The organism is Variovorax sp. UMC13 (assembly GCF_014170375.1).
Taxonomy (GTDB): Bacteria; Pseudomonadota; Gammaproteobacteria; order Burkholderiales; family Burkholderiaceae_C; genus Variovorax.
In genome coordinates, this window is sequence record NZ_LZZW01000012.1 from 93,114 (window position 1) to 116,527 (window position 23,414).

Sequence of the window (23,414 nt, forward strand, 5' to 3'; positions counted from 1 at the left end):
GAACGATCAACGGCCCGCGGCCGGCACCCGCGTCGCCAGCGCGGGCGGCGTGTAGTCGGGCCGCAGCTGGCAGCCCTTGCCGAAGTCGGCTTCGTACTGCGCACACAGCTGCGCGACCTTCTGCGGCGTGGGCTTCTCGCCGCGATCGATCCAGTCGAGCAGCGCGCGCATCAGCGCCGGGTACTCCGGATCGCTGAGGTAGCTGTGGGTCGACTGTTCGCTGAAGGTCTGCACCAGCCGGTCCGAGGCGCCGGCCGCGTCGACGATGTCCTTGTAGCTGTGCTCGAGCTCGACGAAGGCCGTCGGGTCATGGATGGCGTGTAGCGTGAGCACCGGCAGGCGCAGGCGCCCGCCGGGCCGGCTGTCGGCCGCGAGCGCCGCCACGGCCACGGGGTCGGCCTCGTAGCGCAGCACGCCGGCGTTCAAGGCCGCATCGTCGCTCGAGCCGCTGTAGACCACCTTCGCATTGCCGAAGGGGTTGCGGTCGCCGAGCCGCTTCTGCGTGAGATCCCTGAACAGGAAGGTGGCCCAGCTCAGGTGGCTGAGCAGGCTGCGCTCGGGAATGCGCACCACCGACAGGATGGTCTGCAGCCGCTGCGCCTGCTCGGGGCTGCGTTGTGCCGCGGGCAGGCCGACGCCGGTGCACTCGCGCACGCGTTCGGCCAGCTCGGCATGCGTGAGCGTCGCGCCCGCCGGCAGGCCCTGCCACAGCGGGTAGGCCGGCTCGTCGGGCCGCGGATGGTTGCGGCAGACGTACTGGTAGACCACACGCAGGTCGAGCCGGAATTCGTAGGCGTTGCCGCCACCGCTGAGCACGCCGCTGGTCAACAGCACGCCGTCGTAGGCCGGCCGCTGGCCCGGCACCGGGCCGTAGCGTTCGGCGGCCTTCGAGGCGACCCCGCCGCCATAGCTCTGGCCATGCAGCACGGTGCGCCGCGGCTGGCCGAAGGACTGCACGAAGAGGCGGCGCAGGCGTTCGGTGTCCTCGCCCGCCATGGTCACGCCGTAGCCGCCACGGCGGTAGGTCGAGCCGGCCCAAGCATAGCCGGCCTTGACCATCACCGACCAGCGCTGCAGGTCCTCGGCGCCGCGCGCCAGGGTCGGCGCGCCCAGCTCCGGGCCGCCGTGCGTGTGCATCACCAGCACATCGCGCTGCCAGCCGGCGGGGATCGCGATCCAGTAGAGCGCGCCCTCGGCATCGCGGCCGTTGTAGCAGCGTGCATCGGCCGGCACGCTGGCCGGGCAGGCGGCCGGCTGCGGGGCCGTGGCGTCAGGCGCGGCGCTGGCCGCGCCCACGACGCAGGCCAGGCCGAAGGCGAGCGCGGCGCGACGGCCTTGGCGCGCGTTCAATTCCGCACCCCGAGTTCGAAGGCCGCGCCGCTGCCGCCCTGCGCGACGAAGCCCAGCACGCCCGCGCTGTGGATGAAATGGCCGGCCCGCGTGCCGCTGCCCTGCAGCACGCCCAGCACCGGGCTGTCGGCCACCAGCGTGCCGGTCGCGCCGCCGAGGTTCAGGCTGCTGCCCGCAAGGGTCGCCTCGTGCGCCGTGCCGTCGCTGCCGGCCATCAGGTAGCGGCCATCGGCCGCGCCCGCCACCACGCCCTGCTGCACCGCCTGCAGGCGCAGGCCGAAGCGCGTGCCCGACTCGCGCACCAGGAACAGCGGCACCGTGGTGGCGCCCACCTTGCCGAAGATCACCGAGCCGCTCGGCGTGCCGCCGGTGGTGGTGGCCGAACCGGTCGGCGAGGTGCTCATCATGTCGAAGGCATTGCGGCCGGCGTTGTACACGAGGTAGCCCTTGGTGGTGGAGGTGCAGTCCGCATCGTAGGTCATGAAGCCACCCGTCACCGGGTCCTGGCAGGACTGGAAGGTCCCCGCGTTGCGCACGCGCGTCGATCCCGCGTAGCCGCTGGCCGTGCCGCCCGCGCCGTACTGCACGCCGGCGCTGTTGAAGATGTTGGCGACCGGGTTGAAGGTCGCCGGGGCCGCACTGTTCTCGAAGCTGTTCTGGAACGCGATCAGCGGCACGAAGCTGTTGCCGCTGGGCGTCGCGATGCCGCCCTGCACCACGCCGCCGGCGCCCAGCACGAAGGTCGCGCCGTTCTCGGCGCTGCCGTAGCTGCAGGCGCCCAGCGGCAGCAGCGTGCCCGTGCGCTGCGTGCCGGCCGGGCGCTGCAGGCTGGCATCCAGCGTGAGCGTGTAGTGCAGCGTGGCCGGGTCGAGCGACAGGCGCAGCTCCTCGCCGAGGAAGTCGCCGCCCTTGTAGACCGTGGCGACCGCGGGCAGGTTCGGGCAGGCCAGCGGGTCGACCGTCTCGGTCACGCAGCTGTAGTTGACCGCCGCGTCCAGGCTGCCGCTGCCCTTGTACTTGGGCCAGGCCGGGAACTGGCACAGCGGCCGAGTGCGGCCATAGGTGGCGGGCACCGCGTCGACCGCCACGCCGGTGGCGGGCGCGAGGCCACCCTCGACCCAGTTCTCCAGCGCCGCCAGCGAGTCCCAGTTGGGAATGAAGACGCCGGTGCCGTGACCCATGCCCGGCACCGTGTAGAAGCGCACGCCCTGGTCGACCGCGGCCTGCCCCACGGTGGCGACCACGCGCCGGTAGTAGTCGATGGTCGAGTTGGGGCTGATCACCTCGTCGCCCAGGCCGTGCAGCAGGATCAGCCGGCCGCCGCGCGCCAGGAAGGGCCGCAGGTCGGGGTCGGTCGCGTCGGTGATGGCCGAGGCCTCGACGACGCGCGCGGTGAACGCGCCCGGGTCGAGCGGATCGAGCGTGAGCGAATCGAAGGTGGCGTTGCGCGTCACGAAGAACTTGGCCCACTGGTCGCCGGTGACGTACATGTTGGCGTCGGCCGAGGTCGCGGGATTGCCCGGCGTGCGGCGCGTGCCGAGGTCGCGCGTGGTGAAGGGGCCGGCCACCAGCGCGCCTTCGAGGATGTTGTAGCCGCCGGCGCGCGTGGTGCCGTTGGCGAGCGCGTAGCGGGTGAATTCGAGCGGCGACTCGATCGCGCGGATGCTCGCGAGCTGCGGGTCCGACAGGCAGCCGTCGCCGCTGTCGGTGCCGCCGCTGCAGCGCAAGCTGTCGAGGATCTGCGTGTTGAGCTGGCGGCAGCTCTCGACGTTGCTCACGATGCCGTCGGCCGCGCCGTCGAGCTTGTCGCAGGCGGCCAGCACGGTGCGCTGCACCAGCAGCGTCTTCGCGACGTTGAGCCAGCCGGCACCGCCGTTGGCGTAGAGCGCACGGCCCACCGCCAGGTTCGACAGCCGGGTGCCGGCGTAGTTGAGCGCCGGCTCGTTGGCGATCACGCCGTCGTAGTCGGCGGGCCAGCGCTGGATGTGGGCCAGCGCGTCGCGCCCGCCGGTGGAGGTGCCGAGGAAGTAGGCATGCGCCGGCGCGCGTCCGTAGTGCGCCTGCACCAGCTGCAGCGCCACGTCGTGCGTCTTCTTCAGCGCCTGCCCGCCGTAGTTGGCCAGCGCCTCGTCGTTGGCGGCGAACTGCGCGTCGGTGATGCTGCCGCTCTGGTGGCCGCCGTCGTCGCCGAAGGTCACGTAGCCCAACGCGAGAGGCGCGGGCTTGTCGATCGGGCCGAAGCGGATCGGCTCGGTGCCGTCGATCAGCCGGCCGTTGAAGCCGCCGCCGCCGAAGTGGATCAGCTTGCGGTTCCACTGCTGCGGCAGGTTGACCGCGAACTGGATCACCGGCGCCTGCGCATCGATGGGCTGGATGGTGCCGCGCACCCGGCAGTAATCGCCCAGCGTGTTGCCGGCATCGCCGGCGCCCACGGCCGTCGCCGTGGTGATGGTGGCCCCCTGCGTCGGCAGGCCGATGCGCGCGGGCGCGATGACCGTGCCGGCCAGCGCGCTGCAGGCCACCAAAGGTGCCGTCGGCACTTCGGGCTGCGGTGGGGGGCCGTCGGGATCGGCGCCGGTCGGGGGCGGCTGGGTGGCAACCGGCGGCACGGCGGCACCATCGCTGCCGCCGCCGCAGGCGGTCAACAGCAGGGCAAGGCCGAAGAGTGCCGGCAGCGCGGTGGCACGGCCGGCGAGAAGAGGATGGCGCAAAGGCATGGGTGTCTCCGAACGGGGACCTCGCGGGGCCCCTTGGTGATGGGCGAGCCGACGATAGGCGGCACGCCAACCCCAGGTCAAATACGAAAACAGGACCCGTTCGATACTTGAAAGATATGGAGATGCGCGCGCGTCTCCTCGGCCCATGCAGGCGCCGGCCCGCCTCGGGCGCGGGTCAGGCGCGTGGCGCCTCGCCAGCCATGCGCTCGGTCTTTGCGTTGAGCAGCACCTCGGGCTCGTTGGCCTCGACCCAGCTCTCGTTGTTGAGGGCCGCGTGCAGTCGCTTCTCGTCGAGCTCGTCGGTCCACTTGGCCACCACGATGGTGGCCACGCCGTTGCCGATCAGGTTGGTCAGCGCGCGCGCCTCGGACATGAAGCGGTCGATGCCGAGGATCAGCGCCAGGCCCGCCACCGGCACATGGCCCACGGCCGACAGCGTGGCCGCCAGCACGATGAAGCCGCTGCCGGTGACGCCGGCCGCGCCCTTGGAAGTCAGCAGCAGCACCGCCAGCAGCGTGATCTCCTGCACCAGCGTCATGTCGGTGTTGGTGGCCTGCGCGATGAACACCGCGGCCATCGTGAGGTAGATCGAGGTGCCGTCGAGGTTGAAGGAGTAGCCGGTCGGGATCACCAGGCCCACGCAGGTCTTCTTGGCGCCCAGGTTCTCCATCTTCTCCATCATGCGCGGCAGCACCGATTCGGACGACGAGGTGCCCAGCACGATCAGCAGTTCTTCCTTGATGTACTTGATGAACTTCCAGATGCTGAAGCCGTGGAAGCGCGCGATGCCGCCCAGCACCACGAAGATGAACAGCAGGCAGGTCAGGTAGAACACGCCCATCAGCTTGCCCAGCGAGAACAGCGAGCCGATGCCGTACTTGCCGATGGTGAAGGCCATGGCGCCGAAGGCACCGATGGGCGCCAGCTTCATGATGTAGTTGACGATCACGAACAGCACGTGCGAGCCCTTCTCGATCACGTCGAACACCAGCGTGCCGCGGCCGCCGAACTTGTGCAGCGCGAAGCCGAACAGCACGGCGATCAGCAGCACCTGCAGGATCTCGCCCTTGGCGAAGGCGTCGACCAGCGTGTTGGGGATGATGTTGATCAGGAAGTCGACCGTGCCCTGCATCTTGCCCGGGCCGGTGTAGGCGGCGATGGACTTGGTGTCGATGGTGGACGGGTCGATGTTCATGCCCGCGCCGGGCTTGAACACGTTGACCAGCACCAGCCCGACCACCAGCGCGATGCTGCTCACGACCTCGAAGTACAGCAGCGCCAGGCCGCCGGTCTTGCCGACCTTCTTCATGTCCTCCATGCCGGCGATGCCGACCACCACGGTGCAGAAGATGATCGGCGCGATCATCATCTTGATGAGCTTGATGAAGGCGTCGCCCAGCGGCTTCATCGATTCGCCGACCTGGGGATAGAAGTAGCCCAGGGCCACGCCGATGATCACCGCGGTGATGACCTGGACGTAGAGCGACCGATAGAGGGGAAGCTTGGTCGTGCTTGGCTGTGTTGTCATGTTTTTGCCTGCAGGAAAGTGAAGGTGTCTGCGCGCGGAAAGCGTCGAAGCGTCTGGTGCTCGGCCCGCCGGTGCGGGCGTGGATTCTCCTCCTTGCGGTGCAGGCTTTCAGTCAGTCGGCGGTCAGCCAGCGTTCGGGGTAATGTGAAACGAAGCCCTCCGGCGTGAGGTTCAGCAGGGCCGAATAGCCGAAGCGCGGCGCCTCGTACCAGCAGGCACCGGCGCTGCGTTGCGCATAACGTTGTTCGAGCAGCCCCAGGCTGCGTTCGTCGGCATCCAGCCAGGCGGCCGGCGCATCGGCGGCCTCGCCCGGTTTCAGGCCCAGGCGCCGCAGCGCGATCAGGTTGGTGGCGGGCGTGAAGCCCAGGTCGAGGTCCATGCAGTGCGCCAGGTCGGGCACCGCCTCGTCGTTGAGCAGCCAGCCGCCGCGCGCGTTGCGCGTGACCGACAGGTCGATGTTCTCGCCGTCGACCCAGCCGCGCACCGTGCCCCATTGGGTGTGCCACAGCGCATCGCAGCGCACCCGGTAGTGGAGCTGGACATGCCGGCCCTGCGGGTCGGAAAAGACGGCGGCACCGTCGAGCTGCCATGCCGTGTCGTTGCGCTCGAGCCGGCAGGCGTCGTGGCCTGGTGCGTCGAGGCGGCGCCAGAGGATCGAGGCGACGGTGTGCATGGGCGCGATGATGGCGCGCCGCCGGGCCCGGCGCAAGCGCTGTACAAGGTTTCGTCACAAGCGAAAATCATGCTGTGACCGTTGTTTCCCCTTCTCCCTTGCGCCGCATCGCCCATCTGGACATGGATGCGTTCTTCGCGTCGGTGGAGCTGCTGCGCTATCCCCAGCTCAAGGGGCTGCCGATGGTGATCGGCGGCGGGCGGCGCAAGGTCGACGAGATCGTGGAGCGCGACCATGCCGGGCGGGCGCTGTCCGAGATCCCGGTCGAGGCTTTCCCGCTGCTCAAGGACTACGTGGGCCGCGGCGTGATCACCACCGCCACCTACGCCGCGCGCCAGTTCGGCGTGGGCTCGGCCATGGGCATGATGAAGGCCGCCAAGCTGTGCCCCCAGGCAATCGTGCTGCCGGTGGACTTCGACGAGGTGCGGCGGCTGTCGCGGCTGTTCAAGAGCGTGATCCGCGAGATCGCGCCGGTGGTGGAAGACCGCGGCGTCGACGAGGTCTACATCGATTTCACCGAAGTGCCCGGCGGCCAGCGCGAGGGCGGCCGGGTGCTGGCGCGGCTGATCCAGAAATCGATCTTCCAGGCCACCGGCCTGACCTGCTCGATCGGCGTGGCGCCCAACAAGCTGATCGCCAAGCTGGCCAGCGAGTTCGACAAGCCCAACGGCATCTCGATCGTCTACGCGAGCGACCTGGAGCCCCGGATCTGGCCGCTGCCCTGCCGCAAGGTCAACGGCATCGGCCCCAAGGCCGACGAAAAGCTCAAGCGCCTGGGCATAGCGACCGTGGGCCAGCTGGCGGCGCGCGACCGCGACTGGCTGATCGCGAATTTCGGCAAGGCCACGGGCGCCTGGATGCACGAGGTGTCCTGGGGTCGCGACGACCGGCCGGTGGTCACGGAAAGCGAGCCGGTCTCGATGAGCCGCGAGACCACCTTCGACCGCGACCTGCACGCGGTGCGCGACCGGGCCGAGCTGGGCGCGATCTTCACCCACCTGTGCGAGAAGGTGGCGGAAGACCTGCGGCGCAAGGGCTACGTGGGCAAGACCATCGGCATCAAGCTGCGCTACGACGACTTCAAGAGCGCCACCCGCGACCAGACCATCGACCGCTTCACCGACGACGGCAAAACCATCCGCCAGATCGGCGGCCAGTGCCTCAAGCGGGTGCCGCTGGAGCGCCCGCTGCGGCTGCTGGGCGTGCGCGTGGGCGCGCTGGCCAAGGCGGGCAGCCCGGAGGCGCTGGCGCCGGCCGGCACGCGCGCGGCGGCGGAACCGGTCTCGACCACCGCGTCGCTGTTCTGAGATGGCACGCTGGTTGCGGCGCATCGCCTTCGCACTGCTGGGCTTGCTGGCCGCCCTCGGGCTGTATGTCGCAGTGGCCTTCGCGCTGGTGTTCTGGCCGGCCAACGCCGGCCCGGCCCGCGAGCCGCCCGAAGTCGAGGCCTGGGTGCTGAGCAACGGCGTGCACACAGACCTGGTGCTGCCGATCCGCTCGGCCGCCATCGACTGGCGGCAGCTCTTCCCGCTCGCGGACTTCCAGGCCGTGCCGGCCGATGCCGAGTTCGTCGCCATCGGCTGGGGCGACCGCGAGTTCTACCTGCACACCCCCACCTGGGCCGACCTCACGGCCAGGCGCGCGGTCGGGGCGCTGCTGGGCGGCAACCGCGCGCTGCTGCACGTGAGCTACCTGCAGCGCGCGCAGCTGCGCCAGGGCGCCTACCGGCTGCCGCTCTCGGCCGCGCAGTACGCACGGCTGGTGGACCATGTGCGCGCCGCGCTGCTTTCGGGCCGCGCGACACCCATCGCGGGTGCGCACTACGACGCGCAGGACGCCTTCTACGAAGCCGAGGGCGGCTACAACCTGTTCGAGACCTGCAACACCTGGACCGGCCGCGGGCTGCGGCGCGCGGGCGTCACGGTGAGCCGCTGGACGCCCTTCGACTTCAACGTGACCTGGCACCTGGCGCCGGCGGTGCCCTGAGCGCGGTGGCTCAGTCCAGGCCGTCGAACTCCGCGTCGTCGGGCCCGATGTGGGCGGGCGAGCGCCAGCCGGCGTCGCGCATCGAGCGCGCCACCTGGTGCTCCACGCCCATCAGCACCGCGAACAGTGCCATGCGCACCGGGATGCCGTTGTCGGTCTGGCGGAAGATCGCCAGCCGCGGGTCGTGGTTGAGGTCGATGCTCAGGTCGTTCGCGCCCGGACGGCCGTCGCGCGGCAGCGGGTGCATCAGGATGGTGTCGGGCTTGCAGACCCGGTCGACCAGCGCCTTGCAGACCTGGAACTCGGGCGTGTAGCCCTCGATCTCCTCGCCCGCGAAGCGCTCCTTCTGGATCCGCGTGGCATAGACCACGTCGGCGCCGCGCAGGCCTTCCTCGAGCGAGGGCGTCTGCTCGACCACATGGCCGTTGCGCGCCACCAGGTCCACCAGGTAGGCCGGCATCTCCAGCGAAGGCGGTGCGATCAGCGTGAACTTGAGCCCGCGGTACAGCGCCAGCAGCCGGATCAGCGAATGCACGGTGCGGCCGTACTTGAGGTCGCCCACCATCGCCACGTGCGTGCCGTCGACCAGCTTGCCCATGCGCGAGAATTCGCGCTGGATGGTGTAGAGGTCGAGGATGGCCTGGCTCGGGTGCTCGCCCGGGCCGTCGCCGGCGTTGATGACCGGGATGTTGGTGGCGCGCGCGAACTCGGCCACCGAGCCCTGCTCGGGATGGCGCACCACCAGCGCATCGACGTAGCCGCTCATCACGCGGCTGGTGTCGTAGATCGATTCGCCCTTGGCCATCGAGGAGAAGGTGAAGCCGGTGGTGTCGCAGACCGTGCCGCCCAGCCGGCAGAAGGCCGCGCCGAAGCTCACGCGGGTGCGGGTGCTGGCCTCGAAGAACAGGCTGCCCAGCACCGCGCCCTCGAGCACGCGCGAGACCTTTTGGCGCCGGGCGATGGGCTGCATCACGTCGGCCACCTGGAACAGGTCCTCGAGGCTGTCGCGGTTGAACTGCGCCACCGACAGCAGGTGCGGCCGGCCCTCGGCCGCCATGCGCTGGCCCAGCGGACGGGCGTCGGCGCCCGAGGCCGGCAGCGCCTCGCGCTGCAGGATCTCGGCGACGAACTTGCCCACCATCTCGGGCATGGCGCGCGATTCGCCGGAGTCGGCCGGCAGCAGCCAGGTGTCGAGGGCCCGGCGGCGCACGCCCAACCGTTCGGAAAAAGCGTCGCGGGTGAGGTTGAGGCGACGCATCGCGTCGCGGAGGATGTCTTGTTGCTGGCTCATGGGCGCGAAATATACGCCTTGAGCCGCCACTTCACATCAACATTTACGCATTGCGCACACTTTCGACTGCAATCAGCTCAGAGCTTGGGCACGCCGCCTTGCCATTGGGGCCAGTTCGCCACGATGTGGTCGACCACGCGGCTGCCGACCTTCTCGATGTTCTCCACCGTCTCGGCAAAGCCGCCGGCGGTCTCGCCCGGGGCCGGGTCCAGGTGCTGCAGCGTGGTTTCCTTCGGGTTGCCCTGGTCGAAGTTGACCGCGCCGCGCAGGCTCATCACGCGCTCGGTGCCGTGGGTGCGGTTGATCACCAGCGTGATCGCGGCCGCTTCCATCTCGGTGATCACGTAGTCGTCGGCGCCGTAGAGCTTGGCGATGTACTGCGCCTGCCTCGACATGCCCGGGCCGTGGAAGAAGGTGTCGCCGGTCATGTGGGTGCCGGTGCCGACGAAGGGCGCGCGGCGGGCCGCGGCGTCGGGATAGCGCAGGCGGTAGGTGCGGGCGCTGTCCGAATCCTTGAGCGGCGTGTCGCCCGAGAGCTTCATGGCCCAGCCGACCAGCGCCGGATTGAGCTGGAAGCGGCGGTAGTTCTCGTAGCCCTTGCGCGGCATGAAGGTCGGCTCGCCCGACTTGTTCTCCTCGGGCGCCCAGCGGTGGCCCAGGTCGTAATCGACCAGCCAGGTGGCCCAGTTGACCTCGCCGATGGTGCCGCGCGAAGGCGGCGTGCCGGCCACGCCCGAGATCACGTAGTAGGCCTGCGAGAAGTCGAAGGCCGGGTTCAGCAGGATGGCCTGCATCGACGAGGAGGAATTGACCTTGCCCATGCCCAGCACCGCGCCGCAGACGCCGTCGGCGTTGCAGTACACGGGCTGCAGCGCGCCGGGCACGGTGACCGGTTTGGCGTCCTTCCAGTAGCGCTCGTACCAGTGCTGGAACTCGCCCGCGCGGTCGCCCGTGTTCTGGCCGATCTCGAACATGGCGGCGACGAAGACCTTGACGCGGACCGGCGCCGCGGCGGCGGGGGTCGAGGGCGTGGAGGCGCAGCCGGCCGAGACGGCGGCGGCCAGCAGCAGCGCGGGCCAGCGCGCATGGGACAGGAAGGAGACGGACATGGTGGGGCTTTCGAAAGGAATCATGGAAGTCTAAAAGGTGACCGGGGAGAACGGGCAGGCCGCGCACCCGGCGCGTTTGCGGCGTCCTACAGCCGCCCATGGCAGCGGGCCGCATCGTGGGCCCACTCACCCAAGCACATCACATGCCTACCGCCGCTGCCTCCCTGCGCCCCACCCCGCTGGCCAATGGCCTGGTCTATGTGAACCCCGAGATGCCGGGCCTGCGGCGCGTCCGCCAGGGCGAGCACTTCCGCTTCAAGGACGCCAAGGGCCAGTGGGTGCGCGACGCCGACGAGATCGCCCGCATCCGCAGCCTGGCGATCCCGCCGGCCTACACCGAGGTCTGGATCTGCCCGCTGCCCAACGGCCACCTGCAGGCCACCGGCCTCGACGCCCGCGGCCGCAAGCAGTACCGCTACCACCCCGACTGGCGCCTGCTCAAGGACGAGAGCAAGTTCGAGCGGCTCGAGGCCTTCGGCCGCGCGCTGCCCCGCATCCGCGCACGCGTGGCGCGCGACCTCGAGGGCGGGGCCCGCACCGCGCCCACGCGCGAGCGCGTTCTGGCCACGCTGGTGCGCCTGCTCGACACCACCTTCCTGCGCGTGGGCAACGAGGAGTACGCGGCCAGCAACGGCTCCTACGGCCTGACCACGCTGCGCAACAAGCACGCGGCGGTGCGCGGCAGCTCGCTCAAGCTGCGCTTTCGCGGCAAGAGCGGCGTGCAGCACGAGGCCGAGGTGGACGACCCGCGCGTGGCCAAAGTGGTGCGCGCCTGCCAGCAGCTGCCGGGCCAGGAGCTGTTCCAGTACGTGGATGCCGAGGGCGCGCCGCACGGCCTGTCGTCGACCGACGTCAACGACTACCTGCGCGAGGCCGCCGGCGACAACTTCACGGCCAAGGATTTCCGCACCTGGCACGGCACGGTGCAGGCGCTGGAGCTGACGCGCCTGGCCTGCGACCGCAACGGCGACGAAACGGCGACGCCGGCGATGCGCTACAGCGCCAAGGAGATCGTGGCGGCGGTCGCGCGCCAGCTGGGCAACACGCCGGCCGTGTGCCGCAAGGCCTATGTGCATCCGGCCGTGCTCGCGCTCGGGGCCACGCTGGCGGCCGACGCGGGCACGATGAACGAGGTCTGGGAAAAGATCGCGGGCCAGGCCAGGAGCCGGCGCCGGCTCTATGCCGCCGAGGCGCGGCTGCTCGCCTTCCTGGTGGCGCATGCCCGCCGCACGGCGCGCGAAGCGAAGAAGGCCGCGGCCGCGCCGCGGCGAGCGCGCCGCGCCACGGCGCCGTTGGCTCAGGCGGCGGCGAGCGTCAGGCGGACCGCGTCGCGCTCGATGGCCAGCGCATAACCGAGGTCATCGGCCAGGGACTGCAACGCGATCGCGTCGATGGCCAGCATGCGCGGCGCCCGGTGCGCACCCGCCATGGCGTCGGCCCCGTCGGCCTCGCCGGCCGTCACGCGCAGCCACAGCGCATCGTCCCCGTCGGCCGACACCGTGACCGTGCCGACGTCGGTCGGCGTGTCGTGCAGGTAGCCCAGCGCGCCGAGGAACAGGTAGCGCAGCGCGGCGCTCGACGGCCATTTGGGCGCGCCGTCGATCGGCGCCTGCAGCGCGCCATCGACCTGCAGGTGGATGCCCTGCAGCTCGAAGGCCGCGCGCATCAGCCCCACGCCCTGCGCCACCAAGGCGTGGCGGGTGATGCCTTCGTCGTCGATGGCGAGCTCCCAGTCGCGCAGCGAACGCACCGCGTTCACCAGTTCGGCGATCTGGCTGTCGATCAGCGTCACCCGTTGTTCGCAGACCACCGGATCGATGGCCGGCGCCGCCACCTGGCGCCGCAGCATCAGCAGCCCCATGCGCATCACCGAGACCGGCCCGGTCATGTCGTGACGCAGCGCGGGCAGGGCCCGGATCAGCAGTTCATGGCGCACACCCGCAGCGATCCAGCTGCGCGCGCCCGGGGAGGCTTTCATGAGGCCGGGGCGCTGCGGGCCAGTTCGAGGATGCGGTCGAGCGCATCGAAGTCGATGGGCTTCTGCAGGTGGTGGTCGAACAGGCCGGCGTGGGCGCCCGTGGTCTCGTGCGAGGAGAGCCCGGTGACCGCGACCAGCAGCGGCGGTCTCGCGCGCTCGCGCAGCTGGCGAGCGACTTCGGTGCCCGGCAGGTCGGGCAGCGTGATGTCGATCAACGCAATGTCGAAGGACTCGTTGGCGCAGACCGCCAGCGCCTCGCGGGCCGTATAGGTGCAGCGGGCGCTGTGATCCTGCAGCGACAGCAGTTCCTGCAACAGGTCGGCAGCGGCCTCGTTGTCATCAACGATCAACACATTCACAAAAGTTTCCCGAGAAAAGGTTCCAGAGTATCGGCGTCGGGCGCGATCTCTTATGTAGGCGCAAGCCTACTGTCGCGCCGTGCGTGCGTTGAGCGGCAGCGCCTGCGGCCAGCTGGTGCGGAACGGGTTGATGTCCAGCCCGCCGCGCCGGGTGTAGCGCGCATAGACGGCGAGCTTGGTCGGCTGGCACCGTTCCCAGATGTCGCGGAACATGCGCTCGGCGCAGGGCTCGTGGAATTCGTTGTGGTTGCGGAAGCTCACGATGTAGGCCAGCAGCCCCGCCTGGTCGATGGCCGGGCCGCTGTAGCGGATCTGCACGCTGCCCCAGTCGGGCTGGCCCGTGACCAGGCAGTTGCTCTTGAGCAGCCGGCTGGTCAGCGTCTCGGTGACGGCCGGCTGGGTGGTGTCGCTCTTGAGCAGTTCGGGCGCGGGCTGGTAGTGGGTGCACTCGATGTCGAGGCGGTCCAGGTCCAGGCCGTCGAGCTCGTGCACCGGCTCGCGGTCGAACAGCTCGGGCGTCAGCAGCTTCACGCCGATGCCGCCGCTGCGCCCGCTGCCGCGCCAGGCCGCCTCGGCCAGGTCGGCGCGCAGCGTGTCGCGCACCGCCGCTGCATCGGCGAAGACGCTGTTGTTGAAGCTGTTGAGGTAGAGCTTGAAGGACTTGCTCTCGATGATGTGCGGCGTCTCGCAGGGCACGGTGATGTGCGCGATCGCGACCTGCGGCTTGCCGCGCGGGTTGAGCCAGCTCAGTTCGAAGGCCGTCCAGAGGTCGGCGCCGAAGAAGGGCAGCGCGTCGTCGGCGATGCCCATGGCGGCGCGCTGGGTGGCGCGCGCGATGGGAAAGAGCAGCGTGGGGTCGTAGCGGTCGGCATAGGCCGAGCTGCGGCCCAGCTGGGATTGTTCGGGGGTGTTGTCGAGGCTCATGGGGTGTCTTTTAGGCGGATTGCGTTTCCTGCGAGGCCTGGAGGAAAGGAACCATGTGCGCGAGCAGGACTTCGGCCAGCCGCGGCGACAGGTCGTGGCCCATGCCGGGAATCGCGACGAACTGCGCGCCCGGGATGCGCCGCGCGGTGTCCTGGCCGCAGGCGAAGGGCACCAGCGGATCGGCGTCGCCGTGGATCACCAGCGTGGGGCAGGCGATGCGCGCCAGCAGCCGCTCGCGCCCGCTGTCGGCGGCGACGGCCGTCATCTGGCGCACCAGGCCGTGCGGGCGGTAGGCGCGGCGCAGCGCGCGGGTGAGGCGCGCGCGCAGCGCCGCGTCGTCGGGCGGATAGGCCGGGCCGGCGATCAGCCGCACCAGCTGCATGCTGTGGTGCACGCGCGCCGCCTCGTCGCGCGCCAGCGGACGGCGCAGCGACAGCGCCATCACGTCGCGGCGCGGCCCGGGCAGGCCGCGCGCGCCGCTGGAGCTCATCAGGCTGACCAGGCTGGCGACGCGCCGCGGCGCGGTGGCGGCCATGCGCTGGGCGATCATGCCGCCCATCGAGGCGCCGATCACGTGGGCCTGCTGCACGCCCAGCGCATCGAGCACGCCGATCGCGTCGTCGGCCATGTCCTGGAGGCCGTAGGCCGAGCGCACCGGCAGGCGCAGCTGGAAGCGCAGGCCCTGCCACAGCAGGTTGCCGGTGCCGGCGGCGTCGAAGTCCTGGCTCAGGCCGGCGTCGCGGTTGTCGTGGCGCAGCACGCGGAAGCCCGCGTCGACCAGCGCCTGCACGAAGTTGTCGGGCCAGGCGATCAGCTGCATGCCCAGGCCCATGATCAGCAGCACCACGGGGCGCTCGTCGCCGCCGCCGCTGTCCTCGACCTCGATGCCGATGCCGTTGGCGCGCACCCTCATGGCCGGGCCTTGCGATTCATATGAACTCGCGCTCGCGCAGCCACTTGGTCGCAACCCATTTCTCGCCTTCCAGCACCGGCGCGCCGCCGTGCAGCGTGCGGGTGTCGGGATGGGGCCGGTCGTAGCTGAAGAAGACGCCGGTGCCGCGCTTGGGCGCGACCTCGAGCCCGACGTCGGGGAAGGTGGTGGCGCCGCCCTTGACCGGCTCCTGCAGGTACATCACGAGCGTGCCCACGCGCTGGCCGCCGCGCCGCAGGATGGTCGGCGTGCCGGGCTCGCCCGGGTCGAAGTAGTCGTAGTGCGGCCGGTACTGGGCGCCGGGCCCGTAGCGCAGCACCTGCAAACCCTCGCCGAACACCAGCGGCCAGTTGAGCAGCGCGGCGATGCGCTGCTCGACGCGCGCCACGACCTCGGTCTCGCCGCGCTCGAAGAACATGCCGTCGCTGGTGCGGTCGACGTTGAGCACCTCGCCGCCGGTCTGGGTCTCGACGGTCAGCGAGCGGGCCAGGCGCTTGCGCGCGCTGGCGATCAGCGCCTCGCATTCCTCGTCGGCCAGCAGGTCGCCGAAGACCACCACCCGCGGATGGGCCAGCGTGTGCAGCACGTGCACCCGGCGGTCGCCGGCCTCGAGGTAGAGCGGCGAGCCTTCGAGGTCGGGCCCGGGCAGGGCGGCCGAGGCGGCGGTCACCGTCACCGGCGCGATCTCGGGCGCGCCGCGTTCGATCTCGGCCAGCGCGGCATCGGTGGCCGTGTCCTGCCAGCCGGCCATGCGCATCGAGGTGCGCAGCGCCGCGACGGAATGGCCGGCGGCCAGCTGGGCCACGACCCATTCGCGCAGTTCGGGGGTGACGGGTTGCGTCATCGCATCCTCCTCAGGTCTTTCGTCGGAACACCAGCCTTTCAGGCAGCGAGACCGCCGCGTCGAAGGCATACCCTTCCAGGTCGAATTTTTCCAGCGCCTTGGGCGTGGCCGCCTTGTGCAGCACGGCCCAGCGCGCCATCAGGCCGCGGGCCCGCTTGGCGTAGAAGCTCACGATCTTGTACTGATCGCCCTTGCCTTCCTGGAACACGCATTCCACCACGCGCGCCTTGAGCACCTTGCGATCGACCGACTTGAAGTATTCCTGCGACGCCAGGTTGATCACCACCGGCGTGCGGTCGGCCGCCAGCCGTTCGTTGAGGTGGGCCGCGATGCGCTCGCCCCAGAAGGCGTAGAGGTCCTTGCCATGGCGGTTGGCCAGCTGCGTGCCCATCTCCAGCCGGTAGGGCTGGAGCCGGTCGAGCGGACGCAGCACGCCGTAGAGGCCGCTGAGGATGCAGACGTGGTCCTGCGCCCAATCGAGCTGCCTGGCCGTCAGGGTCTTGGCATCGAGGCCGCCGTAGACATCGCCGTCGAAGGCCAGCGCGGCCTGGCGCGCGTTCTTCTCGGTGCCCCTGGTCGACCATGCGGCGTAGCGCGCGACGTTGAGCGCCGACAGCTTGTCCGACAGGTGCATCAGCTCGGCGACCTGCTGCGGCGATTGCTGGCGCAGCAGGCCGATCAGTTCGGCGGCCGGGCCGCGCGGGCCTTCGAACACGGGCTGGGTGGCGGGGAGACCTTCGGGGAGGGGGCTGTCGTAGTCGAGCGACTTGGCGGGCGAGAGCAGAAAAAGCATGGACGGAATTATGGGCGCGGCCCGCGACCGGCCCGGGGCCGCGCCGGAGGGCCCGGGTAAAATTGCGGGCTTCCCCATCTTCTGTCAGCGACGGCCCCGATGAGGTGCCGCTCGCCATCCATCACGCCATGAGCGAACCCACTGCCCAACCCGGCCTCGAGAGCCTGTCCAAATCCTTCGAACCCGTCGCCATCGAGGCGCACTGGGGTCCGGAGTGGGAGCGGCGCGGCTACGCCAAGGCCGGCTACCGCGGCACGCAGCAAGCCAGGGAAGGCGCCGACGCCTTCGCGATCCAGCTGCCGCCCCCCAACGTGACCGGCACGCTGCACATGGGCCATGCGTTCAACCAGACCGTCATGGACACGCTCACCCGCTACCACCGCATGAAGGGCGACAACACGCTGTGGGTGCCGGGCACCGACCATGCGGGCATCGCGACGCAGATCGTGGTCGAGCGCCAGCTGCAGGCGCAGAACATCAGCCGCCACGCCATGGGCCCGACCCCGGCCGAGGCGCGCAAGAACTTCGTCGCCAAGGTCTGGGAATGGAAGGAGCAGTCGGGCAACACCATCACCCAGCAGATGCGCCGCATGGGCGACACGGTGGACTGGAGCCGCGAGTACTTCACCATGGACGACGACCTCTCGCAGGTCGTGACGCAGACCTTCGTCGCGCTCTATGAAGAAGGCCTGATCTACCGCGGCAAGCGCCTGGGCAACTGGGACCCGGTGCTCAAGACCTCGGTGAGCGACCTGGAAGTCGAGAGCGAGGAGGAAGACGGTTTCCTCTGGCACATCGCCTACCCGCTGGAAGACGGCAGCGGCACGCTGACCGTGGCCACCACCCGGCCCGAGACCATGCTGGGCGACACGGCCGTGATGGTCCACCCGGAAGACGAGCGCTACCGGCACCTGATCGGCCAGCGCGTGAAGCTGCCGCTGGTCGACAAGCTGATCCCGATCATCGCGGACGACTACGTCGACAAGGAATTCGGCACCGGCGTGGTCAAGGTCACGCCGGCCCACGACTACAACGACTATGCGGTCGGCCAGCGCCATCAGCTCGAGATGATCGGCGTGCTGACGCTCGACGCGACCATCAACCAGAACGCGCCCGAGAAGTACCGCGGCCTGGACCGCTTCGTGGCGCGCAAGGCCATCGTGGCCGACCTCGAGGCGCTGGGCCTGCTGGTCGAGGTCAAGAAGCACAAGCTGATGGTGCCGCGCTGCGCGCGCTCCGGCGCGGTGGTCGAACCCATGCTGACCGACCAGTGGTACGTGGCCATGACCAAGGCCGGCCACGACGGCCAGTCGATCGCGCAGAAGGCCATCGACGCGGTGAAGTCGGGCGAGGTGCGCTTCGTGCCCGAGAACTGGGTCAACACCTACAACCACTGGATGGAGAACATCCAGGACTGGACCATCTCGCGCCAGCTCTGGTGGGGCCACCAGATCCCGGCCTGGTACGACGAAGACGGGAACGTCTACGTCGCGCACGACGAGGCCGAGGCGCAGGCCAAGGCGCCCGGCAAGACGCTGCGCCGGGACGAGGACGTGCTCGACACCTGGTACTCGTCGGCGCTGGTGCCCTTCTCGTCGCTGGGCTGGCCCGAGAAGACCAAGGAGCTCGAGCTCTACCTGCCCTCCTCCGTGCTGGTCACGGGCTACGACATCATCTTCTTCTGGGTCGCCCGGATGATCATGATGACCAAGCACTTCATCGGCAAGGTCCCGTTCCGTGACGTCTACATGCACGGCCTGGTGCGCGACGCGCAGGGCAAGAAGATGAGCAAGTCCGAGGGCAACGTGCTCGATCCGGTCGACCTGATCGACGGCATCGCGCTGCCCGAACTGCTCGACAAGCGCACCCAGGGCCTGCGCAAGCCCGAGACCGCGCCGGCGGTGCGCAAGAACACGCAGAAGGAATTTCCCGAGGGCATCCCGGCCTTCGGCGCCGATGCGCTGCGCTTCACCTTCGCCTCGCTGGCCTCGCTGGGCCGCAACATCAACTTCGACTCCAAGCGCTGCGAGGGCTACCGCAACTTCTGCAACAAGCTCTGGAACGCCACCCGTTTCGTGCTGATGAACTGCGAAGGCCAGGATTGCGGCCTGCGCGAGCACACCAAGGAAGAATGCGCGCCCGGTGGACCGTCGCACGGCTACCTCCAGTTCAGCCAGGCCGACCGCTGGATCGTGTCGCGCCTGCAGCGCGTCGAGGCCGAGGTCGCCAAGGGCTTCGAGGACTACCGCCTGGACAACGTGGCCAACGCGATCTACCAGTTCGCCTGGGACGAGTTCTGCGACTGGTACCTGGAGATCGCCAAGGTGCAGATCCAGACCGGCACCGAATCCCAGCAGCGCGCCACCCGCCGCACGCTCATCCGCACGCTGGAGACCCTGCTGCGCCTGGCGCACCCGGTGATCCCCTTCATCACCGAGGAACTCTGGCAGAAGGTCGCGCCGGTCGCGGGCCGGCAGGCCGAGTCGATCATGATCGCCGCCTATCCGCTGAGCCAGCCCGAGCGCATCGACGAGACGGCCGAGGCCCATGTGGCGCGGCTCAAGGCCCTGGTCGACGCCTGCCGCACGCTGCGCGGCGAGATGAACGTCTCGCCCGCCACCCGGCTGCCGCTCTACGCGGTGGCCGACACGGCGGCCGACAGCGCCTTCCTGCGCGAAGTGGCGCCGGTGCTGCAGACGCTGGCCAAGCTCAAGGAGGTCCGGGTCTTCGACGACGAGGCGACCTGGGCCGGCGCGGCGGGCGCGGCGCCCGTGGCGGTGGTGGGCGCGGCGCGCCTGTGCCTGCACATGGAAGTCGACAAGGTGGCGGAAAAAGCCCGGATCGGCAAGGAAATTGCCCGGATCGAGGGCGAGATCGCCAAGGTCAACGGCAAACTCGGCAACGAGGCCTTCGTGGCGAAGGCGCCGGCGGCCGTGATCACGCAGGAACGCCAGCGGCTCACGGACTTCAGCGCCATGCTGGCCCGCCTGGGCGACCAGCTAGTGCGCCTCGGCTGACAGCCACGGTCACGTTCAGCCCGTACCATCCACCGTCCCCAACTCTTCCTCCGATCGAGTTCATGTCCAACACCACGCGCATCCGCAAAGCAGTTTTCCCCGTGGCCGGTTTCGGCACCCGCTTCCTGCCCGCCACCAAGGCCCAGCCCAAGGAGATGCTGCCGGTGGTCGACAAGCCACTGATCCAGTACGCGGTCGAAGAGGCCTATGCGGCCGGCATCCGCGACATGATCTTCGTGACCGGCCGCAACAAGCGCGCCATCGAAGACCACTACGACACGGCCTACGAACTGGAAAACCAGCTCGAAGCCAGCGGCAAGACCGCGCTGCTCAACATCGCCCGCTCGGTCATGCCCGACGACATGACCGTGTCCTATGTGCGCCAGCCGCGCATGCTGGGCCTGGGCCATGCGGTGCTGTGCGCCGAGCACCTGGTGGGCAACGAGCCCTTCGCCGTGCTGCTGGCCGATGACCTGATGGTCGGCCCGCCGGACGGACAACCCGTGCTGGCCCAGATGACCGCGGCCTTCGCGCAGCTGGGCCGTTCGCTGCTGGCGGTGCAGGAAGTGCCGCTGGACCAGGTCAAGCGCTACGGCATCGTGGCCGGCGACACCATCGACGAAGGCCTGGTCAAGGTCAACAAGATGGTCGAGAAGCCCTCGCCCGAAGCCGCGCCTTCGCGCCTGGGCGTGGCCGGCCGCTATGTGCTCACGCCGGGCGTGTTCGCCGAGATCCGCAACCAGCCCAAGGGCGCGGGCGGCGAGATCCAGCTCACCGACGGCATCGCAGCGCTGATGAAAAAGGAAGCGGTCTACGCCTATGCCTACAAGGGCATCCGCTACGACTGCGGCAGCAAGGAAGGCTTCCTGCAGGCCACGGTCGAACTGGCGCTGGCCCACCCCGAGGTCGGCGGCCAGTTCCGCGAATACCTCAAGACCCTGGCGCTCTGAGCGAGGCCTCGGCCAGCGGCAGCACGAAGCGCGCGACATCGGCGTCGCTCAGCGGCGTGAGCGGCAGGCCGAAGCCCTCGCGCAGCCGCGCCACCAGGGCTTGCGCCCACAGGGCGTTGTAGACCAGGCCCGCGTGGTCGTCCTCCAGGATGGCGTGCGTGGGCGCGTTGCCCAGGGTGTTGCTCACCTGCAGCGAGCCGCCGATCGTGAGCGTGCGGTAGGCCGGCTTGCCCTCGGCGTCGCGCGCGCCCCAGTGCGCCCGCACCCAGGCATCGTCGTCGAAGAAGATCGTCCGGGGCTCCGCTTCGGCCATGGCGCGCAGCGCCGCGTTGAGCCGGTCCAGCGCGGACACGATGTTGGCCGACTCGCGCGCGCTCTGCCAGCGCTCGAACTGCAGCGGATCGGCGGCTTCGTTCGACACCCCGACCACCACGACGCGGGTGTCCGGATGGCGTACATGGATCAGGCGCACGCTCTCGCGGATGCGCTGCGTGCAGCGCTCGAGCACCTCGCGCACCACCGGGGCCTGCGGATCGCCGGCCTGCTCGGCCAGGTGCGCGGACCAGTCGCCGAGCCCGCTGCGGATCACCACCACGCCCTGGCGCCAGCGCGTGGGCTCCCGGTCCATCAGCGCGACCAGCCGCGGGGCCTGCCTGAACTTGCCCTCGGTCAGCTCGTTGCAGCCCATGGCCGAGTGGGCGAAGTTGTAGAGGTAGTCTTCCTTGCGCGGCGCGCGCCCCACGGGCAGGCCCAGCAGGTCGAACAGCCGCGGCACGATGCCCGAATGCCCCCAGCGCACCCAGGGCCCGAGGTCGAATTCGTCGCCGCGCAGGCGGGCGAGGATCTCGCCCCACTGGAAGGTGCGGGCCTGGTTGCTTCCGCCGCGCTCGCCCGACGCTTCAGGGAAGGACAGCCGGTCCTGGTAGGAATGGCTGTTGGAGTCGCCCAGGATCGCCAGCGGGATGGCCGTGGCCGGCACGCTGCGCTGCCGGGCCTCGTCGGGCAGGCCGTCGCCCCATCGCAGCAGCCCCCAGCCCAGTGCGGCACAGAGCATGGTCGCCAGAGCTGTTCGCCACGCGATGCGCCGCATGGCCGCCACTCAGGACGCGTGCAGGAAGCGTCGCGAGCGCGCCGAACCTGCGTCGAGGAACGGTGCCGCGCGCCGGTGCGGGATCGGTGGGCGCGGCAGCTTCATGCGCGCCTTCTCAGCGGCGGCGCAGGATGTGGATGTACTCGCTGCCGACGGTCTGCTGCTCGACCAGGTCGTTGCCGGTCTGGCGGGCGAAGGCCTGGAAGTCGCGCAGCGAGCCCGCGTCGGTCGACACCACCTTCAGCAGCTGGCCGCTCTGCATGTCGTTGAGCGAGCGCTTGGCCTTGAGGATGGGCAGCGGGCAGTTCAGGCCGCGGGTGTCGAGCTCTTGATGGATGTGCATGGCGTTCGCGATTCTAGGTCGCCTGGTCGGCGGGCGCGACCGCCGGGCGGGGCCATTCGACGAAGGCGGGCTCGTGCCCGCGGGTGCGCAGCCAGTCGGCCAGCGCGTAGCCGGTGCCCGCCGGCCAGCACTTGAGGTCCGGCAGGTCGTAGAGCCGGTAGTCGACCAGTTCGGGCGAGAGCCGGACCTCGCCGTCGGCCACCACGTGGTAGGCGATGATGACCTGGTTCATGCGCTGGAAGTCGTAGACGCCGACCAGCGCCACCGCGCTCGCGTCGAGGTTGGTTTCCTCCTTGACCTCGCGCGCGATGCCCTCCTGCGGCGTTTCGCCGGCCTCCATGAAGCCGGTGATCAGCGCGTACATCTTGTGCTGCCAGGCGGCGTTGCGCGCCAGCAGCACCTGCCCGCGGTACTCGACGATCGCGGCCAGCACCGGCGTCGGGTTGTTCCAGTGCGTCCAGTCGCAGTTCGGGCAGCGCAGGCGCGTGGTGAGGCCGCTGTCCTCGTGCTGTTCGATGTGGGCCAGCGGTGTCGCGCAGGCCGGGCAGAAGGTGGGGACGAAGACCATCGGGCGCGATCAGGCGGGGAACACGCCGGTCGACAGGTAGCGGTCGCCGCGGTCGCAGACCACGAACACGATGGTCGCGTTCTCCACCGTCTTGGCGATCTCGAGCGCCGCCCACAGCGCGCCGGCGGCCGAGATGCCGCCGAAGATGCCCTCTTCGCGGGCCAGGCGCCGCGCCATGTCCTCGGCGTTGTCCTGGCTCACGTTGACCACCTGGTCGACCCGGCTCGGGTCGAAGATCTTGGGCATGTATTCCTGCGGCCACTTGCGGATGCCCGGGATGCGCGAGCCGTCCTCGGGCTGCGCGCCCACGATCTGCACCGCGGGGTTCTTCTCCTTGAGGAAGCGCGACACCCCGGTGATGGTGCCGGTGGTGCCCATGGCGCTCACGAAATGCGTGACCTTGCCATGGGTGTCGGCCCAGATCTCGGGGCCGGTGGTCTCGTAGTGGATGCGCGGGTTGTCGGGGTTGGCGAACTGGTCAAGCACGCGGCCCTTGCCCTGCGCGACCATCTGGTCGGCCAGGTCGCGCGCGTACTCCATGCCGCCGCTCTTGGGCGTGAGCACGAGTTCGGCACCGAAGGCCTTCATGGTCTGGGCGCGTTCGATCGACAGGTCCTCCGGCATGATCAGCACCATGCGGTAGCCCTTGATGGCCGCGGCCATGGCCAGCGCGATGCCGGTGTTGCCGGAGGTGGCCTCGATCAGCGTGTCGCCGGGCTTGATCTCGCCGCGCTCCTCGGCGCGCCGGATCATCGACAGGGCGGGCCGGTCCTTCACGGAACCGGCCGGGTTGTTGCCTTCCAGCTTGCCCAGGATCACGTTACCGCGCCGTACGTTGTCCGCGGCGCCAATGCGCTGCAGTGCCACCAGCGGCGTCTTGCCGATGGCATCTTCGATGGTCGGGTATTTCATGCTGAGCACTGTGCCATAATTTTGAGCTTCTCTCCTTCCGTGCCCGGGTGG

General features: G+C 69.9%; 21 protein-coding genes. 5 read left to right on the top strand and 16 right to left on the bottom strand.

Annotated features, from left to right (window positions below):
* Nucleotides 1-6 precede the first annotated feature (6 nt).
* The 4 genes from A9977_RS08930 to A9977_RS08945 all read right to left on the bottom strand — a co-directional run bounded on the left by A9977_RS08930 (nt 7) and on the right by A9977_RS08945 (nt 6,268).
* Complete coding sequence (locus A9977_RS08930; RefSeq protein WP_183024540.1) at nt 7-1,350, bottom strand: S9 family peptidase; 1,344 nt, start codon at nt 1,348-1,350, stop codon at nt 7-9.
* Nucleotides 1,347-4,067, bottom strand: a complete 2,721-nt coding sequence (locus A9977_RS08935; protein ID WP_183024541.1) for a tannase/feruloyl esterase family alpha/beta hydrolase — start codon at nt 4,065-4,067, stop codon at nt 1,347-1,349. Before A9977_RS08935 ends, A9977_RS08930 begins: the two co-directional genes overlap by 4 nt.
* Before the next feature lie 175 nt (nt 4,068-4,242).
* Nucleotides 4,243-5,595, bottom strand: coding sequence for a dicarboxylate/amino acid:cation symporter (locus tag A9977_RS08940; RefSeq protein WP_183024542.1), 1,353 nt, complete (start codon nt 5,593-5,595; stop codon nt 4,243-4,245).
* 112 nt (nt 5,596-5,707) lie between these two features.
* Nucleotides 5,708-6,268 carry a putative glycolipid-binding domain-containing protein gene (locus A9977_RS08945; protein ID WP_183024543.1) on the bottom strand — a complete coding sequence of 187 codons (561 nt, stop codon included), beginning with the start codon at nt 6,266-6,268 and terminating at the stop codon, nt 5,708-5,710.
* A gap of 74 nt (nt 6,269-6,342) precedes the next feature.
* Here A9977_RS08945 and A9977_RS08950 point away from each other — a divergent pair, with 74 nt between their 5' ends.
* Together A9977_RS08950 and A9977_RS08955 are read left to right on the top strand one after the other, a co-directional pair.
* Entirely contained in the window at nt 6,343-7,575 is a 1,233-nt protein-coding gene (locus A9977_RS08950) for a DNA polymerase IV (RefSeq protein WP_183024544.1), read from the top strand.
* 1 nt (nt 7,576) lies between these two features.
* Complete coding sequence (locus tag A9977_RS08955; RefSeq protein WP_183024545.1) at nt 7,577-8,254, top strand: TIGR02117 family protein; 678 nt, start codon at nt 7,577-7,579, stop codon at nt 8,252-8,254.
* 10 nt (nt 8,255-8,264) lie between these two features.
* Here the strand turns inward: A9977_RS08955 and A9977_RS08960 are convergent, their stop codons facing one another.
* Together A9977_RS08960 and A9977_RS08965 are read right to left on the bottom strand one after the other, a co-directional pair.
* Complete coding sequence (locus tag A9977_RS08960; protein ID WP_183024546.1) at nt 8,265-9,545, bottom strand: aspartate carbamoyltransferase; 1,281 nt, start codon at nt 9,543-9,545, stop codon at nt 8,265-8,267.
* Between the two features lie 77 nt (nt 9,546-9,622).
* A complete protein-coding gene (locus A9977_RS08965; protein WP_183024547.1) occupies nt 9,623-10,654 on the bottom strand; it encodes a purine nucleoside permease in 1,032 nt (343 codons plus the stop codon).
* 143 nt (nt 10,655-10,797) lie between these two features.
* Here A9977_RS08965 and A9977_RS08970 point away from each other — a divergent pair, with 143 nt between their 5' ends.
* Nucleotides 10,798-12,006, top strand: a complete 1,209-nt coding sequence (locus tag A9977_RS08970; protein ID WP_259651877.1) for a DNA topoisomerase IB — start codon at nt 10,798-10,800, stop codon at nt 12,004-12,006.
* Here A9977_RS08970 and A9977_RS08975 read toward each other — a convergent pair.
* From A9977_RS08975 to yaaA, 6 genes are all read right to left on the bottom strand, one after another.
* Complete coding sequence (locus tag A9977_RS08975; protein ID WP_183024548.1) at nt 11,952-12,632, bottom strand: hypothetical protein; 681 nt, start codon at nt 12,630-12,632, stop codon at nt 11,952-11,954. The two genes, A9977_RS08970 and A9977_RS08975, sit on opposite strands and share 55 nt — an antisense overlap.
* Nucleotides 12,629-12,985: a response regulator gene (locus tag A9977_RS08980; protein ID WP_310936110.1), complete on the bottom strand. Its 357-nt coding sequence runs from the start codon at nt 12,983-12,985 to the stop codon at nt 12,629-12,631. The genes A9977_RS08975 and A9977_RS08980 overlap by 4 nt, the downstream gene beginning before the upstream one ends.
* 72 nt (nt 12,986-13,057) lie before the next feature.
* Entirely contained in the window at nt 13,058-13,915 is an 858-nt protein-coding gene (gene queF / locus A9977_RS08985) for an NADPH-dependent 7-cyano-7-deazaguanine reductase QueF (RefSeq protein WP_183024550.1), read from the bottom strand.
* A 10-nt stretch (nt 13,916-13,925) separates the two neighbouring features.
* Entirely contained in the window at nt 13,926-14,828 is a 903-nt protein-coding gene (locus A9977_RS08990; RefSeq protein ID WP_183024551.1) for an alpha/beta fold hydrolase, read from the bottom strand.
* Nucleotides 14,829-14,844: 16 nt separating this feature from the next.
* Nucleotides 14,845-15,690 carry a 2OG-Fe(II) oxygenase gene (locus A9977_RS08995; RefSeq protein ID WP_183024552.1) on the bottom strand — a complete coding sequence of 282 codons (846 nt, stop codon included), beginning with the start codon at nt 15,688-15,690 and terminating at the stop codon, nt 14,845-14,847.
* Between the two features lie 10 nt (nt 15,691-15,700).
* Nucleotides 15,701-16,483 (bottom strand): peroxide stress protein YaaA, encoded by a 783-nt coding sequence (gene yaaA, locus A9977_RS09000; RefSeq protein ID WP_183024553.1) that lies wholly within the window; start codon nt 16,481-16,483, stop codon nt 15,701-15,703.
* Between the two features lie 128 nt (nt 16,484-16,611).
* On the opposite strand from yaaA, the gene A9977_RS09005 reads away from it, so the two are divergent.
* Both A9977_RS09005 and galU read left to right on the top strand, forming a co-directional pair.
* Nucleotides 16,612-19,500 carry a valine--tRNA ligase gene (locus tag A9977_RS09005; RefSeq protein ID WP_183024554.1) on the top strand — a complete coding sequence of 963 codons (2,889 nt, stop codon included), beginning with the start codon at nt 16,612-16,614 and terminating at the stop codon, nt 19,498-19,500.
* A 62-nt stretch (nt 19,501-19,562) separates the two neighbouring features.
* Nucleotides 19,563-20,450 (top strand): UTP--glucose-1-phosphate uridylyltransferase GalU, encoded by an 888-nt coding sequence (galU, locus tag A9977_RS09010; RefSeq protein WP_183024555.1) that lies wholly within the window; start codon nt 19,563-19,565, stop codon nt 20,448-20,450.
* Here the strand turns inward: galU and A9977_RS09015 are convergent.
* The 4 genes from A9977_RS09015 to cysM all read right to left on the bottom strand — a co-directional run bounded on the left by A9977_RS09015 (nt 20,431) and on the right by cysM (nt 23,363).
* Entirely contained in the window at nt 20,431-21,504 is a 1,074-nt protein-coding gene (locus A9977_RS09015; protein WP_183024556.1) for an SGNH/GDSL hydrolase family protein, read from the bottom strand. The genes galU and A9977_RS09015 overlap by 20 nt on opposite strands.
* Nucleotides 21,505-21,655: 151 nt before the next feature.
* Complete coding sequence (locus tag A9977_RS09020) at nt 21,656-21,883, bottom strand: sulfurtransferase TusA family protein (protein ID WP_183024557.1); 228 nt, start codon at nt 21,881-21,883, stop codon at nt 21,656-21,658.
* A gap of 13 nt (nt 21,884-21,896) precedes the next feature.
* Nucleotides 21,897-22,451: an NUDIX domain-containing protein gene (locus A9977_RS09025; RefSeq protein ID WP_183024558.1), complete on the bottom strand. Its 555-nt coding sequence runs from the start codon at nt 22,449-22,451 to the stop codon at nt 21,897-21,899.
* A 9-nt stretch (nt 22,452-22,460) separates the two neighbouring features.
* Nucleotides 22,461-23,363, bottom strand: coding sequence for a cysteine synthase CysM (gene cysM, locus A9977_RS09030; RefSeq protein ID WP_183024559.1), 903 nt, complete (start codon nt 23,361-23,363; stop codon nt 22,461-22,463).
* Nucleotides 23,364-23,414: the final 51 nt, after the last annotated feature.

Bases quoted from the DNA above. Each gene is read 5' to 3' on its own strand.
- A9977_RS08995 (WP_183024552.1), bottom strand. From the start codon at position 15,690: ATGACGCAACCCGTCACCCCCGAACTGCGCGAATGGGTCGTGGCCCAG.
- A9977_RS09005 (WP_183024554.1), top strand. From the start codon at position 16,612: ATGAGCGAACCCACTGCCCAACCCGGCCTCGAGAGCCTGTCCAAATCC.
- A9977_RS09025 (WP_183024558.1), bottom strand. From the start codon at position 22,451: ATGGTCTTCGTCCCCACCTTCTGCCCGGCCTGCGCGACACCGCTGGCC.
- cysM (WP_183024559.1), bottom strand. From the start codon at position 23,363: ATGAAATACCCGACCATCGAAGATGCCATCGGCAAGACGCCGCTGGTG.
- yaaA (WP_183024553.1), bottom strand. From the start codon at position 16,483: ATGCTTTTTCTGCTCTCGCCCGCCAAGTCGCTCGACTACGACAGCCCC.
- A9977_RS08935 (WP_183024541.1), bottom strand. From the start codon at position 4,067: ATGCCTTTGCGCCATCCTCTTCTCGCCGGCCGTGCCACCGCGCTGCCG.
- A9977_RS09020 (WP_183024557.1), bottom strand. From the start codon at position 21,883: ATGCACATCCATCAAGAGCTCGACACCCGCGGCCTGAACTGCCCGCTG.
- A9977_RS08990 (WP_183024551.1), bottom strand. From the start codon at position 14,828: ATGAGGGTGCGCGCCAACGGCATCGGCATCGAGGTCGAGGACAGCGGC.
- A9977_RS08945 (WP_183024543.1), bottom strand. From the start codon at position 6,268: ATGCACACCGTCGCCTCGATCCTCTGGCGCCGCCTCGACGCACCAGGC.
- A9977_RS08975 (WP_183024548.1), bottom strand. From the start codon at position 12,632: ATGAAAGCCTCCCCGGGCGCGCGCAGCTGGATCGCTGCGGGTGTGCGC.
- A9977_RS08970 (WP_259651877.1), top strand. From the start codon at position 10,798: ATGCCTACCGCCGCTGCCTCCCTGCGCCCCACCCCGCTGGCCAATGGC.
- A9977_RS08960 (WP_183024546.1), bottom strand. From the start codon at position 9,545: ATGAGCCAGCAACAAGACATCCTCCGCGACGCGATGCGTCGCCTCAAC.
- A9977_RS09015 (WP_183024556.1), bottom strand. From the start codon at position 21,504: ATGCTCTGTGCCGCACTGGGCTGGGGGCTGCTGCGATGGGGCGACGGC.
- A9977_RS08940 (WP_183024542.1), bottom strand. From the start codon at position 5,595: ATGACAACACAGCCAAGCACGACCAAGCTTCCCCTCTATCGGTCGCTC.
- queF (WP_183024550.1), bottom strand. From the start codon at position 13,915: ATGAGCCTCGACAACACCCCCGAACAATCCCAGCTGGGCCGCAGCTCG.
- galU (WP_183024555.1), top strand. From the start codon at position 19,563: ATGTCCAACACCACGCGCATCCGCAAAGCAGTTTTCCCCGTGGCCGGT.
- A9977_RS08955 (WP_183024545.1), top strand. From the start codon at position 7,577: ATGGCACGCTGGTTGCGGCGCATCGCCTTCGCACTGCTGGGCTTGCTG.
- A9977_RS08965 (WP_183024547.1), bottom strand. From the start codon at position 10,654: ATGTCCGTCTCCTTCCTGTCCCATGCGCGCTGGCCCGCGCTGCTGCTG.